This is a genomic window from Acinetobacter silvestris (assembly GCF_002135235.1).
In the GTDB taxonomy this organism is placed as follows: domain Bacteria; phylum Pseudomonadota; class Gammaproteobacteria; order Pseudomonadales; family Moraxellaceae; genus Acinetobacter; species Acinetobacter silvestris.
Genome location: NZ_NEGB01000002.1, coordinates 66,172 through 84,156, shown reverse-complemented (window position 1 = coordinate 84,156; position 17,985 = coordinate 66,172). Strand labels below are relative to the sequence as shown.

Annotated in this window: 21 protein-coding genes; 10 read left to right on the top strand and 11 right to left on the bottom strand. The window is 36.6% G+C overall.

Going from position 1 to position 17,985, the window contains the following annotated elements:
* The first annotated feature begins 133 nt into the window (after positions 1-133).
* Positions 134-346, top strand: coding sequence for a hypothetical protein (locus B9T28_RS03860; protein WP_086202647.1), 213 nt, complete (start codon positions 134-136; stop codon positions 344-346).
* Positions 347-551: 205 nt separating this feature from the next.
* On the opposite strand, the gene bioB is transcribed toward B9T28_RS03860, so the two are convergent.
* Complete coding sequence (gene bioB, locus B9T28_RS03855) at positions 552-1,541, bottom strand: biotin synthase BioB (protein ID WP_086202646.1); 990 nt, start codon at positions 1,539-1,541, stop codon at positions 552-554.
* A gap of 299 nt (positions 1,542-1,840) precedes the next feature.
* Positions 1,841-2,935, bottom strand: coding sequence for a tRNA epoxyqueuosine(34) reductase QueG (queG, locus tag B9T28_RS03850; protein ID WP_086202645.1), 1,095 nt, complete (start codon positions 2,933-2,935; stop codon positions 1,841-1,843).
* Positions 2,936-2,958: 23 nt separating this feature from the next.
* On the opposite strand from queG, the gene B9T28_RS03845 reads away from it, so the two are divergent.
* Together B9T28_RS03845 and B9T28_RS03840 are read left to right on the top strand one after the other, a co-directional pair.
* The gene (locus B9T28_RS03845) at positions 2,959-4,470 is read left to right on the top strand and encodes an NAD(P)H-hydrate dehydratase (RefSeq protein WP_086202644.1); all 1,512 of its coding nucleotides are present in this window, start codon (positions 2,959-2,961) and stop codon (positions 4,468-4,470) included.
* A 55-nt stretch (positions 4,471-4,525) separates the two neighbouring features.
* The gene (locus B9T28_RS03840; RefSeq protein WP_086202643.1) at positions 4,526-4,861 is read left to right on the top strand and encodes a hypothetical protein; all 336 of its coding nucleotides are present in this window, start codon (positions 4,526-4,528) and stop codon (positions 4,859-4,861) included.
* Between the two features lie 4 nt (positions 4,862-4,865).
* Here the strand turns inward: B9T28_RS03840 and ruvC are convergent, their stop codons facing one another.
* Positions 4,866-5,411: a crossover junction endodeoxyribonuclease RuvC gene (ruvC, locus tag B9T28_RS03835; protein ID WP_086203032.1), complete on the bottom strand. Its 546-nt coding sequence runs from the start codon at positions 5,409-5,411 to the stop codon at positions 4,866-4,868.
* 121 nt (positions 5,412-5,532) lie between these two features.
* Here ruvC and B9T28_RS03830 point away from each other — a divergent pair, with 121 nt between their 5' ends.
* A complete protein-coding gene (locus B9T28_RS03830) occupies positions 5,533-6,117 on the top strand; it encodes an FxsA family protein (RefSeq protein WP_086202642.1) in 585 nt (194 codons plus the stop codon).
* Positions 6,118-6,249: 132 nt separating this feature from the next.
* Here B9T28_RS03830 and B9T28_RS03825 read toward each other — a convergent pair whose 3' ends face one another.
* Positions 6,250-6,435 carry a hypothetical protein gene (locus tag B9T28_RS03825; RefSeq protein WP_086202641.1) on the bottom strand — a complete coding sequence of 62 codons (186 nt, stop codon included), beginning with the start codon at positions 6,433-6,435 and terminating at the stop codon, positions 6,250-6,252.
* Positions 6,436-6,700: 265 nt separating this feature from the next.
* Between B9T28_RS03825 and B9T28_RS03820 the strand changes: the two genes are divergently transcribed.
* On the top strand, positions 6,701-6,961 hold the full coding sequence (locus tag B9T28_RS03820) for a hypothetical protein (RefSeq protein ID WP_086202640.1): 261 nt from the start codon (positions 6,701-6,703) through the stop codon (positions 6,959-6,961).
* A 36-nt stretch (positions 6,962-6,997) separates the two neighbouring features.
* On the opposite strand, the gene B9T28_RS03815 is transcribed toward B9T28_RS03820, so the two are convergent.
* Both B9T28_RS03815 and metK read right to left on the bottom strand, forming a co-directional pair.
* Positions 6,998-7,309: a monooxygenase gene (locus tag B9T28_RS03815; protein WP_086202639.1), complete on the bottom strand. Its 312-nt coding sequence runs from the start codon at positions 7,307-7,309 to the stop codon at positions 6,998-7,000.
* Positions 7,310-7,421: 112 nt separating this feature from the next.
* A complete protein-coding gene (gene metK / locus B9T28_RS03810; protein ID WP_086202638.1) occupies positions 7,422-8,588 on the bottom strand; it encodes a methionine adenosyltransferase in 1,167 nt (388 codons plus the stop codon).
* A gap of 669 nt (positions 8,589-9,257) precedes the next feature.
* On the opposite strand from metK, the gene tkt reads away from it, so the two are divergent.
* Entirely contained in the window at positions 9,258-11,246 is a 1,989-nt protein-coding gene (tkt, locus tag B9T28_RS03805) for a transketolase (RefSeq protein WP_086202637.1), read from the top strand.
* 355 nt (positions 11,247-11,601) lie between these two features.
* On the top strand, positions 11,602-11,817 hold the full coding sequence (locus B9T28_RS03800; protein WP_086202636.1) for a hypothetical protein: 216 nt from the start codon (positions 11,602-11,604) through the stop codon (positions 11,815-11,817).
* 69 nt (positions 11,818-11,886) lie between these two features.
* Here the strand turns inward: B9T28_RS03800 and B9T28_RS03795 are convergent, their stop codons facing one another.
* Positions 11,887-12,294 (bottom strand): OsmC family protein, encoded by a 408-nt coding sequence (locus B9T28_RS03795; RefSeq protein ID WP_086202635.1) that lies wholly within the window; start codon positions 12,292-12,294, stop codon positions 11,887-11,889.
* Between the two features lie 299 nt (positions 12,295-12,593).
* Here B9T28_RS03795 and B9T28_RS03790 point away from each other — a divergent pair, with 299 nt between their 5' ends.
* Entirely contained in the window at positions 12,594-13,175 is a 582-nt protein-coding gene (locus B9T28_RS03790; protein ID WP_086202634.1) for a YceI family protein, read from the top strand.
* Positions 13,176-13,611: 436 nt separating this feature from the next.
* On the opposite strand, the gene B9T28_RS03785 is transcribed toward B9T28_RS03790, so the two are convergent.
* The 4 genes from B9T28_RS03785 to B9T28_RS03770 form a co-directional block, all read right to left on the bottom strand.
* Complete coding sequence (locus B9T28_RS03785; protein ID WP_086202633.1) at positions 13,612-14,037, bottom strand: PPC domain-containing protein; 426 nt, start codon at positions 14,035-14,037, stop codon at positions 13,612-13,614.
* Between the two features lie 313 nt (positions 14,038-14,350).
* Positions 14,351-14,674, bottom strand: coding sequence for a hypothetical protein (locus tag B9T28_RS03780; protein ID WP_434057118.1), 324 nt, complete (start codon positions 14,672-14,674; stop codon positions 14,351-14,353).
* A 326-nt stretch (positions 14,675-15,000) separates the two neighbouring features.
* Entirely contained in the window at positions 15,001-15,726 is a 726-nt protein-coding gene (locus tag B9T28_RS03775; RefSeq protein ID WP_086202631.1) for a glutamine amidotransferase, read from the bottom strand.
* A 116-nt stretch (positions 15,727-15,842) separates the two neighbouring features.
* Positions 15,843-16,406, bottom strand: coding sequence for a TetR/AcrR family transcriptional regulator (locus tag B9T28_RS03770; RefSeq protein ID WP_086202630.1), 564 nt, complete (start codon positions 16,404-16,406; stop codon positions 15,843-15,845).
* A 92-nt stretch (positions 16,407-16,498) separates the two neighbouring features.
* On the opposite strand from B9T28_RS03770, the gene B9T28_RS03765 reads away from it, so the two are divergent.
* Positions 16,499-17,269 (top strand): SDR family oxidoreductase, encoded by a 771-nt coding sequence (locus B9T28_RS03765; RefSeq protein ID WP_434057116.1) that lies wholly within the window; start codon positions 16,499-16,501, stop codon positions 17,267-17,269.
* A 50-nt stretch (positions 17,270-17,319) separates the two neighbouring features.
* A complete protein-coding gene (locus tag B9T28_RS03760; protein WP_086202629.1) occupies positions 17,320-17,910 on the top strand; it encodes a 2-hydroxychromene-2-carboxylate isomerase in 591 nt (196 codons plus the stop codon).
* Positions 17,911-17,985 lie beyond the last annotated feature (75 nt).

Here is a 17,985-nt window from a genome sequence, read left to right as displayed (position 1 = left end):
ATATCATCATATTATAGGGATATTAATACTATAATATGATGATATTGAAATATTTGTTAAATTATAATCGTACTTTTATTTACTTCTATTTAAGTTAAAATATATGCATTCTCAGTGTATGTATTAATTTACTATGTCTAAAAATTTTAAAGCTGAAACCTATATTGTAGATAATCATTTATCAGATACATTAACTTGGTTGTGTCAGCATCAAGACTGTTTTGATTCTTTTGAATATGATGCTTTCAAACAACAGTTAAAAGTCCATCATGCGAATGGCACAGATATTATTCGAGTTGGAATGTTTTTAAATGCACAATATGGCATTTTAATTACCTCCTTATAATCTGTTTAGAAAATACTGAGACAATTTAATTTTTTAATGATCTTAAAATTAACTCAATATGCCTATTGCTGAATGAATAACATTAACTTTATTTATATATTGCGGCAACTACGGGTGATATTTTTATCATCACCCGTAGGAGCAGATTTGTAGAGAATTTATTTAGCACTCAGCCTTTGTGGTTATCTACATCACTATTATTGAATTAAGTCGCCATGGCATTGACCGAAAGTTCGGCTGCTGTAGCTTTGGCTTTTTCAGCCTTTAATCCAAGTTTGTTAAATAATTGCTTATCTTTACCTTCACCGGCATTCGGAGTCGTGAGTAGTTTTTCACCCGAAAATAGTGAGTTAGCACCCGCCATAAATGCCAAGGCTTGATCTGAATCCGTTAATGCTTCACGACCTGCTGAAAGACGAATATAGCTGAGTGGCATAATAATACGCGCTACCGCAATGGTACGAATCCATTCAGTTACATCTAATTTCTCAACCTCTGCAAGTGGTGTGCCTTCAATAGGAACCAACATATTGATTGGTACAGATTCAGGGTGAACTGGTAATGTAGAGAGTTCTTGCAATAAGCCAATACGATCATTGCGGTTTTCGCCTAAACCTACAATACCACCGCTACAGACTTTCATTCCTGCATTACGCACATGATCCAGTGTATTTAGGCGGTCATCAAAAGTACGCGTGCTGATAATATGAGAATAATATTCGCGAGAAGTATCTAGGTTATGGTTGTAGTAATCCAAACCCGCTTCATGTAAGCGACCTGCTTGTGATTCGTTCAGCATGCCTAAAGTCATACAGGTTTCTAAACCTAAGGCTTTAACTTCACGTACCATTTCTAAGACATAAGGCATATCGCGCTCATGTGGATTACGCCAAGCCGCACCCATACAAAAACGTGAAGAACCTGATTCAAGCGCTTCTTTGGCTTCACTAATCACTTTATCAACAGCAATACGCTTTTCAGCTTCCAGCTTAGAATCATAATGTACCGATTGTGAACAGTATTTACAGTCTTCAGGGCATTTGCCTGTTTTAATTGAAAGTAGTGTACTGACCTGAATCATATTGGCTTCAAAATGCTCACGATGCACACGTTGTGCTTCAAAAACCAAATCCAAAAAAGGCTGTTCATATAAAGCCTGAATTTCTTCACGTGCCCAATCGTTGCGTACTTGCATGATTTATCCATTTATTTTCAACATTAGTTCGATCATACCTGATTTAAAACAGGATAAAAGGGTAAAAAAGTTCAAAATAAATGAATTATCTCTATGGTTTTGGTGAATGTTATAGAAAAATAGAATTTTAGATTTAGTTACAAACTAGACTGTATTTGCTGGAAATTACTGACAAAGTTATTTTTAATAAAAAATATATTGCTGAATCTTCGTGACTATAAAATCAATATTTGATAAATTTTGCGAAGAACGTGCGAATTTTAAAATAAAAATTTAAAATGGTCAGTTTCTTGCAAAGTTTATGATTTTTTAGTCAATTGTTCTTGAATAGCCCAGTCAATATGGACTTGCACAATATCATCATGTTGCTCATTTTTTGTTTGCAATGCCAAGACGATTTGTTCAGAAAATGGCGCATTGCCTAAGCCAATCGCGATATTGCGTTTAAAACTTTGAAATCCTGTACGTCGTAATGGACTTCCTTCAGTACACCTTAAAAAGGTCGCTTCATCCCAAAGCCATAAATCCAATAGACTGACTTCATCTAAACCATGTCGTGGATTAAAGTCATCAATCGTTGCCTTTTTCGCAAAACTGTTCCATGGGCAAATCAGTTGACAGTCATCACAGCCAAAGACCCGATTACCAATACCGCGACGTAATTCTTCGGGAATGATGCCTTGGTATTCAATGGTTAAATAGGCGATACATTTTCGTGCATCAAGCATATAGGGCTCAACAATCGCTTGAGTTGGGCAAATATCTATACAGGCTGTGCAAGAGCCACAATGTGCAGTTGCAGGTGAATCAAAAGGTAAATCTAAAGAAGTGAATAACTCACCCAATACAAAAAAAGAGCCAGATTTTTTATGAATCAGTAATGTATGTTTGCCTGTCCATCCCATGCCTGCATTTTCAGCTAACGATTTTTCAAAAATGGGTGCGGAATCGGCAAATGGGCGTGATTCAAAATCACCCACTTTTTCTCGGATTTTGGTCGCTAATGTTTTTAAACGACCGCGCATAGTTTTATGATAATCACGCCCACGAGCATATCGGGCAATAATGGCAGCATTGGGTTCATCTGGTACATAACGTGGTTTAGGTGTTTCAACCAAATAATTCATACGCACACAAATAATGCTTTTTGTTCCTGGAACAAGTAAGGTTGGATCGGCACGTTTTTCTAAATTTTCTTCCAAAAATTTCATGTCACCATGATAGCCACGTTTTAAATACTCTTTGAATCGGGGTAATTCTGCTTGAGCATCTGGTTTGGCAATGACACAATCAGCAAAGCCTAGTTCCAAAGCTTGTGCTTTAATCCAAGTTTTTAATCCTTCAGGATCAAATTGTTGCAAAGGAATATGAGGTGAAGATGTGATTGCCGTCATAAATAACTAGATAGGGAAGAATAATGCATCAGCAAGTTTATCATAGTCGAGATATTCAAGCATGGGAGCAACGCTGGTTCTCCGAACAAAATAGTGCTTATGGGTTGATGCAACAAGTTGCTTGGTCGATTGCACAGCGTCTAGATAGATTATTTAAGTCGGAATTTCAGCTTAAATCCTCCTCGCATATAAGTAAAATAAGAATCGCTGTTTGGTGTGGCGCAGGCAATAATGCAGGGGATGGCTATTGTATCGCGAGTTATTTAAAGCAATGCGGCTATCAGGTTGAGATCTTTGCAAGTGCAATTGGACACTCTACAGTTTTAAAACGTGCCGTGGAATATGCACAGCAGAATGAAGTCCTCATTCACCAAAATTTTAATATGACACAATCGTTCGATTGTCAGATTGATGCTTTATTTGGAATTGGACTAAATCGTGATTTAAATGAAATATGGCAAGCGATTATTCAAAATTATAATCATCAATCAGGCTTAAAAATTTCGATTGATCTTCCAAGTGGTTTAAATGCCAATACTGGTCAGCCTTTACCTTGTGCAATTCGGGCTGATCGAACCTTTACGATATTGGGGTTAAAAGCGGGTTTATTTACAGGCCAAGGTAAGGAGTATTCAGGACAGGTTGACGTAGTATCACTTATTCCGAAAGATCAAAAATTAAAACCGATCGCCCAATTATCATCTACACAAATTCAGCTTCCTCAGCGTCAAGCATTTGGTCATAAAGGTAGTTATGGTCATGTTTTGGTGGTAGGTGGTCATGCGGATATGGGTGGTGCAGTGATGATGTCGGCTGAATCTGCCTTTAGTGCGGGTGCAGGTAAAGTTACGATTGTTTGCCATGCAAAGCATCACACAGCGATTTTGGCACGATCACCTAATATTATGATTCGAGATATTAATGCGTTAAATAGCATGGATATTCAAGCGTTACTCGGTCAAGTCGATGCTGTTTGTTTTGGGATGGGATTAGGGCGAGATACTTGGTCTGAACAGCAATTTTTTAAATGGTTTCCTCAAGTTAATGCATCTGAGCGTTTAGAGGTTGTCTTAGATGCAGATGCCTTATGGTTTTTGGCTTTAAATCCTATTCAATTACGATCAAATGTTTACGCCACACCACATCCGGGTGAAGCTGCAAAACTCTTAAATTGTACAGTTAAAGACATTGAATCTGATCGCATAGATGCAGTTCAGCAATTACAGCAGAAATACGCAGGGCAGTGGGTACTGAAAGGCGCTGGTAGTTTAATTCTGCAAGATGAATTATGGATTTGTACTGCGGGAAATGCCGGTATGGGTACAGGCGGAATGGGTGATGTATTGGCGGGGATGATCGCTAGTTTAAAGGCTCAACTCCATAATATAATTCAATTGCATGAGATCGTCACTTTACATGCTTTAGCTGGAGATTACTTAGCTGAAAAAGGTTTGTGGGGGTTACAGGCGCAGCATATGAATGAAGCTGTTTATTATGTGGTGAATCATACGGTCGAGCAGGATTATTTGGGATGAATAAAGCCATTTTAATATTACAAAATAATTCATTTAAATAAGGAAGAAGAGCTAAATGGATAAGTATTTAATTGTCGTCATGGTTTTTATTGCCAGTATTGCCATGGTTATTTATACGCAAAAGGAAGGTAAATCGAAGTCTGAGAAATTATCCTTAAAAGATGCACTGCAAAAAGCATTTCCAACATATAAAATTGTTGAGCGAAATCATAATATTATTCTTTGCAAAGAAATTCCAAATCAAAGGATTGATGAAGAATTAGTGTTGATTCGGATTGATCCAAATCAACAAAAGAATTTGCGTAATTCAGGAAAAATGTTGATTGCAACGTACCCAAAGCAACCCTCTATTCGAGAGTTAAAAAAAGATACGGCAGCTTATTTAAAATAAACGGTTAGCGTCGTCTGGTGCTATTACGACTACGGCCACGTGCCATGCCCCCCAGTGCATTGAGTACCGCTAATTTACTCATACTGCCTGAAGCATGTGCGTGACAAATTGCCGCGGCTAAAGCATCGGCAGCATCTTGCTGTGGTTTAATACTTAAATTTAAGAGTCTCATCACCATCATTTGGACTTGATCTTTATCCGCAGCGCCATAACCGACAACGGCTTGTTTAATTTGCCGTGCAGTATATTCAGCAACTTGTAGATCTAAATTCACTAGGGCGGCAATGGCAGCGCCACGTGCTTGCCCTAATTTCAAAGCTGAGTCTGGGTTCTGTGCCATAAAAACTTGTTCAACGGCAGCTTCAGTGGGTCCATGATATTTGACAATGCGTTCTACACCGGCAAAAATTCTTTTCAAGCGTTCGGGCATTTCAGTGGTTTCGGTACGTATTGTTCCTGCATCTACGAAAGTTAATTTTTGACCATCTTTTTCAATGATTCCATAACCGGTGAGACGTGAACCTGGATCGATACCAATAATTAATGACATGCCGCACTTTAAAAATAAAATAATGCCCATATTGTTACATAAAGGTATGGAAAAAGCTTGATAGAGATTAAGCGAATGACCACCGTAATTTATTTATTCATATGAGATTAGATTAATTTTCATGAAATTAGCTCTTGGTGTTTTAATTGTCTTGGTACTCGAAATATTCGTATGGATCGGGGTGGGTGATCTTGTCGGAAGCATGTGGTATGTCTTCTTCTGGTTTATAGTGGCTTTCTTTATTGGTTTGAAGCTGATTCGTTCGAATTCAAAAGGTTTGATGCCTCAAATGCAGCAAATGCAAATGGGACAAATGAGTGCTGATCCACAATTAAGCAATAACCTACCTAAAATTTTGGCAGGTATATTATTTATCATCCCTGGATTGCTAACAGATGTGATCGCTGTTTTGATTCTTATTCCACCCGTACAGCGACTTTTTAAAAAAATCATGATGCAGACGATGCTGAAGCGTCAGCAAGCCATGATGGAGAAAATGATGGGTGGTATGATGGGCGGAGATATGTCTGGAATGGGAGGCGCACAAGGTCAAAATCCATTTGCAGATTTGATGCGACAAATGCAAGACATGCAAAACCAACAAGGCGGTGGTCAGTATAGAGATTCCACTATTATTGATGGTGAAGCACATGAAGTTGAACCTGATCGTAAACATATAGAATTAAAAGATGTAAATAAGTCGTAAAATCAAGAATTGGAATATCCAAAGCTGAATCTAAGATTCAGCTTTTTTTATACAAACTTAAAATTAAATAATAGTCAGGCTTAAAAGATCAATTTTTTGTGATATCTATCAATGTTATGTAAGAGAGCATTCTTAGTGTTGAGTATCATCTGATTTTATTTTTGGAGTAGTGGATACCTTAGTTGAGCTTTCTTCTTCTTTTACGATACTTTCATAGCGATTAGGTAAAAGAGTAGTTTCTGTATTTTCAGAACCTAAATATTTACGACTACGGTTGGCACGTTCACGTAATCCACCTTTTTTAATCAGCTGTACCATTTTTTAAACTCCTGAATCTATCAGCCTTATTTTAACTGTAATTTACAAGCTAAGTTACAAATTTAAATTATAATAAAAATTGTAAATTTAGATAAAACAATCACTAATTATTTAAAAAATGGAAAATATTTACAAAGTCTACGTTTTGCGTACTTGTATGTTGCTAACAAGTTTTTTAAGATAAAAATACATGTTAAATATAATGATGTGTAATGAAGGTGTAACTGAGAAAAACAATAATGAGCAGGAAAATAGGAGATAACCTATGCTATATCAATATCATTGTGCCTGTTGTAACAAGATTGTGAGTGCCGCAGAGAAAGAGTGCGACCGATGTGGATCACATCATATTCGGAGTCCATACGGACATTGGATTTTTGGACTGTTGGCATGTTTAGTTGTTGTAGTGGTGTTTAAAGCCGCTCATATTTATTTAAATCAAGAACATGTCGATACAATACCTAATCAGCCAACGTTGTTAGATGTATTAAACCAGGATGGTAAATCATCAGGTACTGCATCTTAGTGTGTTGCTAACAGAGCTACACCAAGATTTTACAGCTTATTCTGGAAGAAATATGGCATGGTTAAGGATTGATAATGGATTATTAATATCAAAAATTTTACTACGGATACTGCTTAAACCAAAACCTTCTAAACGCGCAGTGTGCATGTTTAAATATTTTTGTGCATTTTCTTGAGTATCAAATAAATAGATGCCGCCAACTTCTTTGGTTTCACTATTTTCAGTCCAAATTTTCCATAACATACCCGTTTCTTGATTAATACTTTCAGCCAATGTTTTAAATGCTAAAGTCATTTCATCTTGAAATGGTCCTTGACTTGGAAAATCAACTTGTAGAATAACGGCCATGCTAGCGTACCTAAGAAGAATAATGAGCAGGGATATAAGCTTTTTAAGTTTTTATCATGTTGTGAAATAATAAAAAAGCTCGCTTTAAGCGAGCTTTTTTATTGAGGAAAAATTATAGATTTGCTGATGCTTTAAGCGCTTCAACTTTATCTGTTTTTTCCCATGTAAATGCATGATCAGTACCTTCACGGCCAAAGTGGCCATAGGCAGCAGTTTGCTTATACATTGGTTGAATTAGATCAAGCATACGAGTAATACCGTATGGACGTAAGTCAAAGTGTTCACGAACTAATTGAATAATCAGTTCTTCAGATACTTTAGCTGTATTAAAAGTATTGATCGAAATAGACGTTGGTTCTGCAACACCAATTGCATAGGATACTTGAATTTCACATTTATCAGCTAAACCAGCAGCAACGATATTTTTTGCTACATAACGACCTGCATAGGCCGCAGAACGATCTACTTTCGATGGATCTTTACCAGAGAAAGCACCACCGCCGTGACGCGCCATACCACCGTAAGTATCGACAATAATTTTACGACCAGTTAAACCACAGTCACCCACAGGCCCGCCAATCACAAACATACCTGTTGGATTGATGTGGAATTTTGTACCCGCATGGAACATTTCCGCAGGAATAACTTTTTTAACAATCTCTTCAATAATTGCTTCTTTTAGCGCAATTTGGCTAATTTCAGGATCATGTTGAGTTGAAAGTACCACAGCATCTAAACGAACTGGCATGCCATTTTCATAAGCAAAAGTCACCTGACTTTTCGCATCTGGGCGTAACCAAGATAGGCTGCCATTACGACGTAGCTCAGCTTGTTTTTCCATTAAGCGGTGTGCATAAGAAATGGGTGCAGGCATTAACACATCAGTTTCACGACTTGCGTAACCAAACATTAAGCCTTGGTCACCAGCGCCCTGATCTTCAGGTTTTTGACGGTCAACACCCTGAGCAATCTCAGGAGATTGTTTGCCAATCATATTAATGACAGCACAGGTTGAACCATCAAAACCTAGGTCGGAATGATGATAGCCAATGCCATTGACGGTTTGACGAACCACAGCCTCAAAATCGATATTTGCAGTAGTGGTGATTTCACCTGCAAGTACTACAGCGCCTGTTTTTACTAATGTTTCACAAGCAACCCGTGCATATGGGTCTTCTTTTAAGATTGCATCCAAGATAGCGTCACTGATTTGGTCAGCCATTTTATCTGGATGGCCTTCGCTTACAGATTCCGAAGTAAAAACAGCGTACTCGCGCATGAAAGTCCTATCACAGTTATTCAAAAGACGCAGTATGTTACATCGAGTTCGACTTTAGGACTAGCTTAACCTGACCAAAAAGCATGAATTTATTTCAATTCATTGGTTTTTTTATAGATATGCTCATCAAAAAAATTGATAAATAGGAAAAAATGAGCCACTTAATAAGATTTGTCTGCTATTTATGCAGTTTGTGACTATTTCTATACAGTACTAAATAGCTTCTTAAGTATGTGTCATGCTAGAAATTTGCAGGTAGTCGACTTCAATGCAATAAATGCTTCATTTAAAAATGAATAAGATGAAATAAACTCATTATGATGAGACTGAAATGCAACGCTATTCTGTTTGTTAGTAATCAAATTCTTTTTAAATCATGGAAAATGTATAGGGTAATAGTCTTTAATCAGATCAATAAGAAACACGCTCTATCTTTATTTTAGTTATATAGACTATGAGTCTAATGAAGATGATCATAGGCAATTGAGCTAATAAGTTGTTTCGATGCTCACTTCTAGAGCAAAGCAGTTCAATTTTTCATTAATTTAGAACCTGTTTGCATAAATATAAAGTTAAGGCTTTACCCCGTTCACTTTTTTTAAGACAATATGCCTGAGTTGAAAAATTTTATTCGTCTTCCTTTATTTTAACCTTATTGGACTCTGATCTATGACAACCCCGCTGAATGAACGTCGTATTGCCAATGCAATTCGTGTATTAGCAATGGATGCTGTGCAAAAAGCAAACTCTGGACACCCAGGTGCTCCAATGGGGATGGCAGATATCGCTGATGTCGTTTGGCGTGATTTTTTAAATCACAATCCAAGCAACCCACAATGGGCGAACCGCGACCGTTTTGTTTTGTCTAATGGTCATGGCTCAATGCTTCAATATGCTTTATTGCATTTAACAGGTTATGATCTTTCAATTGCAGATCTTAAATCGTTCCGTCAGTTACATTCAAAAACACCGGGTCACCCAGAGCTAGGTTATGCACCAGGTATTGAAACAACGACTGGTCCTTTAGGTCAAGGTATTGCAAATGCAGTAGGTTTTGCTCTTGCTGAGAAAACTTTAGCAGCCCAATTCAATAAAGATGACATTCAGGTTGTAGACCATTTCACGTATTGTTTCTTGGGTGATGGTTGCTTAATGGAAGGTGTTTCTCACGAAGCATGTTCATTGGCTGGGACTTTAGGTCTAGGCAAACTTGTTGCTTACTATGATGACAACGGCATTTCAATTGATGGTGAAGTAGAAGGTTGGTTCTCTGACGATACAGAACAACGTTTCCACGCGTACGGTTGGCAAGTGCTTAAAGTTGATGGTCATGATGCTGATGCATTGCGTGCTGCAACTTTGGAAGCAAAAGCTGAAACTGCAAAACCAACATTGATCATTTGTAAAACGATTATTGGTTTAGGTTCACCAAATAAACAAGGTAAAGAAGATTGCCACGGTGCACCACTTGGTAATGACGAAATCGCATTAACGCGTCAAGCTTTAGGCTGGACGGAAGAAGCATTTGTTATTCCTGCTGATATCTATGCAGCGTGGGATGCGAAAGACAAAGGTGCAAAATCTGAAGCTGCTTGGAATGAAGTGTTTGCAGCATATGCAGCAAAATACCCAACTGAAGCCACTGAGTTAAAACGTCGTATCTCTGGTGATTTACCTGCGGATTTCGTTGCTCAAGCAGATGCGTATATTGCTGAAGTGAATGCAAAAGCTGAAACCATTGCAACACGTAAAGCCAGCCAAAATGCACTTCAAGCTTTTGGTCCATTACTTCCTGAAATTTTGGGTGGTTCTGCTGACCTTGCTGGCTCTAACCTGACACTTTGGAAAGGTTGTGTCGGCGTTCAGGACAATCCTGCGGGTAACTACGTGCATTACGGTGTGCGTGAATTCGGTATGACTGCAATTGCAAACGGTGTTGCACTGCATGGTGGTTTCATTCCTTACGTAGCAACATTCTTGATGTTTATGGAATATGCACGTAATGCAGTACGTATGTCTGCATTAATGAAGCAACGTGTGATTCATGTGTATACCCATGACTCAATTGGTCTAGGTGAAGATGGTCCTACACATCAACCTGTAGAACAAATTGCATCTTTGCGTGGTACGCCAAACTTAAATACATGGCGTCCATGTGATACCGTTGAAGCTGCAATTTCTTGGAAATCTGCACTTGTACGTTCAGAAGGCCCTACAGCGCTAATTTTCTCTCGTCAAAACTTACCATTCCAAGCACGTACTCAAGCTCAAATTGAGAACGTAGCGAAAGGTGGTTATGTATTGGCTGAAGAAAAAGGCGAATTGAAAGCAATCATTATTGCAACAGGCTCTGAAGTTTCATTGGCAATGGAAGCTTATGCACAATTTGAAGGTGTGCGTGTAGTATCTATGCCATGCGCTGAAGAATTTGTGAAACAAGATGCGGCTTACCGTGAAGCAGTTCTTCCTACCAATATCCGTGCACGTGTTGCTGTTGAAGCTGCGCATGTCGATTACTGGTGGAAATTTGTCGGTCTTGATGGTCGTGTAATTGGTATGACCACATATGGCGAATCTGCACCTGCAAAAGATTTATACCAACACTTCGGTATTACCACTGAAGCAGTTGTTGCTGCTGTAAAAGAAATTACAGCTTAAGCAAAAGTTTTAAGTTGTTAGAAGACGCTCCGTAAGGGGCGTTTTTTATATCCATTTTAGCTTTGGAAAAATAATGAGAAAAATTGCTTGTTCAGAAAAAAATAACAAGGAGTAAAATAAATCAAGAAAATTAGCAAAGTGGAGTATAGGATTCATATTTATTATAAAAGTCATGACTGTGACGATGAAGATTATATTCGTGATTGATAGTATTTTCTTGAAACTTAATTTTTCATAGCTTAATTGAGTATTTTAGTGATATTTCGCTGGCAGTTTTTATGAATAGGTATATAGTGATGCCATTCATTGAGTATGCATTTAAATATGGTATTCATTCACCATAAGTGAGGAAAATATGAGCCTTTATAATCAGATTAGTGATGAAATTACCCTAATGGAAGTGGGTGAGCAGAAGTGGATTGGGCAAGATCTCCCGCTTGAATCCATGATGGCTGTCGTGTTGATGTTAAAAGATTTAGATGAAGAAAAAGTCATTAAAGTCCGTAGACAGAATCGCGAAACACATACCGGACGTAAGCAAATTGACCGTGTATTGGTTGAAAAACTGTAAGTCATATAAATAAAAAAGAGCCCTATTGAGGGCTTTTTTTTATTTGGATTATTTGTTTTCTGAATTAGTTTAAAAGCTTAATACTGTATCTATGTGAATATTTGAGGTTAATAACTTATGTACAGGGCAGTTTTCTGCAACTTTAAGTAAGCGCTTATGTTGCTCCTCAGTAAAATTTCCTTTTAAAATAATTTTTCTTTCAATAATATTTTGTCCAACTTCAGGGTCTCCATTTGGATTTAACATTAAATCAACTTGTACATGGGTTAACTTGATTTCTTTATGGTCGGCATACATCTGTAACGTGACTGTAGTACATGCACCTAAAGCAGAGAGTAATAGTTGTATCGGATTGGGTGCAGAATCTTGTCCACCTTTGCTTGTGGGTTCATCGACATACCAAGTATGACCTGATGGATCTGTCAGTGTGATACGATAGGGCGTAGAGGTACTTTGAGCTTGTGCGCTATGAATCATAAATATCTTCTTAACGTTTGAAATTTATAGTTATAAAACCTTTTTTATTATCCATTGAGTGTAGGCTTTTTGTATAAAACCGTATTAACAATATAAATATAGCATTGGAAGCTAGACTAACTTAATAGGTTGAACTTAGTAAAATATATTGATATCAATAGGATATGTACTATTTTTATTGTTATGGAAACTCTTGGGTATAGAATTGTTCTAATAATGCAACATATCGTTTTATGGATAACAGTGAATTAAACTGGCAGAGGTATACACTGATCACTATTCTTAAGCGAGATAAAAACATGAATTTCAAAGCATTAACTCTAGGTTTGGCAGTAGCGACAGCAGCAACATTCTCTTTGGCAAAACCAGTAGCGTATCAAATTGATCCTACACATACAGCAACGGTATTTTCTTGGAGTCACTTTGGTTTTTCGACACCTTCAGCAAACTTTACTGATATTCAAGGTACAATTAACGTTGATAATGAAAAGCCTGCGAACTCTTCAGTGAATGTGATTATCCCAATCAGCAGTGTAAATACCAACGTTCCTGCATTGGATAAAGAGTTCCAAAAAGAAGCTTGGTTTGATGCGGAAAAATACCCAAACATTACTTTTAACAGTACTAAAGTAGAAACGAAAGATAAAAAACATTTTAAAATTACAGGTAACTTAACTGTTAAAGGTGTCAGTCAACCCGTTGTTTTAGATGCAGTATTAAATCAACAAGCAGTTCATCCAATGACCAGCTTACCTACAGTTGGCTTTAATGCAACCACATCATTTAACCGTTCGGCATTTGGTTTAGGTAGTTATGTGCCGAATGTTAGCGATAAAATTACGGTAAATATTACAACTGAAGCATCTGTTCCAAAAAAATAATGTTAAAAGTAACTTAGGTTTTATTTTTCTATAAAACCTAAGCTGTTTTATCATATTACAGAATATGCAAAATAATAAAATTTTAAAAATAACGATATAAGACAATTGGTATTTTAATGAATGCTGCTCGTGATTGAGAAACTCGTAGTGGAGTTTTATGATTAATAAATCAACGTGTTGAAACAGGTTATAAAATTTATATATTTGGGATTGATCTAAGATTGTACTAAATAAATGATGATCATTTAGAGATCAGTTTTATATAAAATTTCATCTGAAGAATTTCTGCAATGTAGATAAAGCACATGATGTAAAGCGCTTGAAATTTTACGCGAAGCATCAATATTTTAGTTGAAGCCATTATGGCATTCAGCGCACTATAATGGCTTCTATATTATTTGTGCAGCTAGTTTGATTATTTAGTTGTTATTCAATTTTAAGGTGCTTTATTTAAAATTTGTATATCTAGATTAAAATTAACAACCGTATCACGACGTGCGCTATTACGCATTTGATAAACTTGGACGGTATATTCCCCATTGGATGGTAGAGTTATTTTGCCAGTTGAGCCGACTGTAGAGCCTATTAATATAGCTTCTGCATTTCCAGGTTTATTTCCAGGCGCAAAAATATTTATATAAGCTAAGTTTCCATTACTAGAGACTTTAAATTTTAAAAGCTGGCCTTTTTTTGCACGTAAAGTATATTGGACATCATCATATCCTTTGAATGTTTCTTTCAAATTTGCTTTATTTGTACCTTTTTTTAAGATGACTTGTTTTTCTAGTGGTTTTGCAAATACAGGCGGAATACTCATGGTTATTAAAGCGGCTAATACTGCAATACCTAATCTTTTTTTCATTTTTCTGCCTCAATTGATCGGTGTGAGTTTTAGCATAGCATTATTTGTCTATTGCTATCAGCCGTTAGAGTAGGCTGCTCGTTTATAGGTTTATGTTATTAATGATAATTATTTACATTGAAATATCTGAGCCAATATAGTATAAAAAAGAACAGCAAAAAATGGAAAAAATAATGAAAGTTATTGATATTAGTGTTTTTGTTATGATGTACCTATTTTTAACAGTTCTAGTCTATGCAATTGGGCAATCAGCTTTTCATGCATTTTAATCAATAAAAAGCACTTTAGAGTGCTTTATTTTTAGATAATGAGTTTATTTTTTCAATTTTAACAGTGTGTCTGCTTCAGCGATAAAAGCCTTTTGTTTGGCTCTTTGCCAGAGACATAATTCACGTCCAAGCTTATTTTTCATATGGGCTTGAGGATAGTTTCCTTCTAATACTAGAGCAGAATAGCCCACTTGATCATCAAATGAGATAATATCACTCACAACTTTTGTATTTTTTAACTGACTCACTTTAATACAAGCAGTTTTAAGATTCTGATCGTTTTTCTTCCATGCGGCTTCTGAACTGGCATGAGCGCTATAAGATGTAAAAACTAAACTTAATAGAATTAAATTTATGGGTCTAATGATTTGTCATCCTTTATTTTAAATTATATTTAATCTCATAATACAGCGTTCATTTCATTGTTAAATCATCATTTACAATACTTAAAATAGTTTATTTAATTTCACTCTATGAAACTCATTATGAGCACTTTTTGTATCAATAGAATGATTGGTTTTTCTGAAATGTGAATTACGCAGAGTCACTTTTTAGTTTGATTCATGTTCTTGCTATACGAAATCAGCCAAAGTTATTTTTAATATGATCTTTAACATGTAAGTGATCAGAGTGCGGTTAATATTGCAGGTGAAATATTTGTATCTGCTGTGAAGTTATTAACCGCATTTTTAAGTTAGCTTGCTGACTGATTTAATGTTGAAATAAACCGTTGAATAATCTCATGAGCTTTATGTTCAAGTGCCTCAGCATAGTGTTGATTATCCTGACGTAATGCATTGATATTCACTTTTGCCTTACGCAACTCACAGGTGTGACTAATTAACCATTTTTCTAAACTGTTTGCAGCCACTTCTAAATGGAATTGTAAAGCTAAAATATTGTCACCGACTTGGAATGCTTGATTACTATAGATTTTCGAACTCGCTAATAAAATAGCATCATCAGGTAAGTCAAACGTATCACCATGCCAATGTAACACGGGTGTATCAGCTAAAGGTGCTAAGATGTTATTATTTGCATAGCGAATGTCTAAAGTACTCCAACCGATTTCTTTTTTGTGACCGGCATAGACTTTAGCACCTAAGGCATGTGCGATTAATTGAGCACCTAAACAGATTCCAATGGTCGGTAGTTTTTGAGCTAATCGTTGTTTGAGTAGATCAATTTCATCCAGTAAAAATGGATAGTCTTCAGTTTCATAGACAGCAATCGGGCCACCTAAAATAATGGTTAAACCTTTGTGTTGTAATGCTGGACTGAGGTCATCAATTCCAGCTTCAAAATAACGAACTCTATAGCCAAGTTGATAAAAAATATCCTCAAGTGAACCGAGGTCCTCAAAAGCAAGATGTTGAATAGCGTAAATTGTTTTAGGGAAATTTGAGTCTGAAGAGGTCATGGCAGATAAGTTTAATTTTTAGATCAGCATGAATGTATCTTAAAAGTGGCTATGAATAAAAGAAAAATGCTGCTCTTGAAACAATTTGTCGTTTTAAATAGAAATTTACAACACTTCTATTGGGAATTGAGCATCGCTTTAATACTTTTTTTACTCGATTCTAAAATCATTATTTTTAGAGCGTCATCTGCGATACTTCGTGCCATTAAAATAGCACCCACCAATTGGCACATCACGCCCCAAGCTTTTTCTTCACTATGCAAGTGCTGAACAAAAATTTGATGACCTTTCATGAGTTCAGCTTGATACGCTTGTTGCGTTTCTAGATCGGATCGAGCAATTTCTGTAGCGAGTGCGGGGAGGACGCAACCATATTCTGCGCTTTGTACATGCGAAAGAGAAAGGTAGCGATTAATTTCAAAATCAATCCATTCTTCTGGTTCTATATGAGGGTTGTTGTGCCACATGCTAATACTTTGATGTAGTTCGGCTGCAATGAGCGCTTTAAACAAATCATGTTTGGAAGAAAAATGCGAATAGAAAGCACCACTGGTCACATCTGCGGCTTTCATAAAAGTATCAATACCGGTGGTATTAAAACCCTCTTTTTTGGCAATTTTCCCACTAATATGGAGTAATTGCTTACGTTTTTCTTCTTTATATCCTAATTTGTAGCGCATGATTCAATCACAAAAAAGCCATTTGACTGGTTAAAAATTATAACATAGTATTCGTTATGATAACGATGGTTATGTAATAAAGGACACATAACATGAGTAATGATTTAAATCAGTTGCAAGATATGAATTCGCAAAAAATGCAGAATAAAGTTGCCTTAATAATCGGTGCTGGAGATGCAACGGGCGGTGCTATTGCTAAGCGTTTTGCTCAAGGTGGATATATCACCTGTATGACGCGGCGTAATGCTGATAAGTTACAAGCTTTAGTTGAGGAGATTGAACAGCAAGGTGGCAAAGCCTATGCTTTTGGTTCTGATGCACGAAAAGAAGAACAAGTTCTTCAACTGATTGAAGAGATTGAATCAAGCATTGGTGAAATAGATGTGATGGTTTTTAATATTGGTGCCAATGTACCTTGTAGTATTTTAGAAGAAACGGCACGAAAATATTTTAAAATTTGGGAAATGGCATGCTTTGGTGCATTCTTAGTTGGTCGTGAAGTAGCAAAAAGAATGGTTCCACGTCAAAGAGGCACCATAATTTTTACGGGCGCAACAGCAGGATTACGTGGAAGTGCATATTTTGCAGCATTTGCAGGAGCAAAACATGCATTACGTGCTTTAGCGCAGAGTATGGCACGAGAATTAGGCCCACAAAATATTCATGTGGCGCATGTTGTCGTTGATGGTGCTATTGATACTGAGTTTATTGAGACGACTTTTCCTGAAATTTATGCCAAAAAATCGCAAGATGGTATTTTAAACCCAGAACACATTGCAGAAAACTACTGGCATCTGGCACAACAACCCAGAGATGCATGGACGCATGAGCTGGATTTAAGACCATGGATGGAAAAATGGTAAAAGCCTACTTATTAAAATTAACTAACTTTTAGGAACTATAGGGACATAAAATGAAACAAGTCGAATTTTATTTTGATTTAGGTAGCCCATATAGCTATTTAGGCTTTTATCAAATACAAAAAATTGCAGCTGAAAAACAAGCTGAAATTATTTGGAAACCAATGTTATTAGGTGGGGTATTTAAAGCCACGGGAAATAGTAGTCCATTGATGGTGCCTGCTAAAGCTAAATATTCCATGCTAGATTTAAAACGCTGTTCTAAATTTTGGGATATTCCAGTGAAAATGAACCCTTATTTTCCAATTAATACTTTGTCATTGATGCGTTTAGTCACCGCGATTCAATTGTATCAACCACAACGATTTGTGGAAGTGACGACAGGTTTATTTAATGCAATGTTCCGTGTTCCACGAAATTTAAATGATCAGCAAGAATTTATTCAGCTAACCAGTGAGTTGGGCTTAGAAAGTGAGCAAGTTCAATCGTGGTTAAATGATGAACAGGTTAAAGCTCAACTTAAAGCAATTACAGAACAAGCCATTGAGCTTGGTGTGTTTGGTGCACCAACGTGGTTTGTAAATGATGAAATGTTTTGGGGCGTAGACCATTTACACTTTGTAGAACTCGCTTTAAATCATTAAAGTTTATGAAAGATTAGACCAATACGAGTTAATCAGCTTCGAATATTATGCTTGGATGATATTCGAAGCTACACG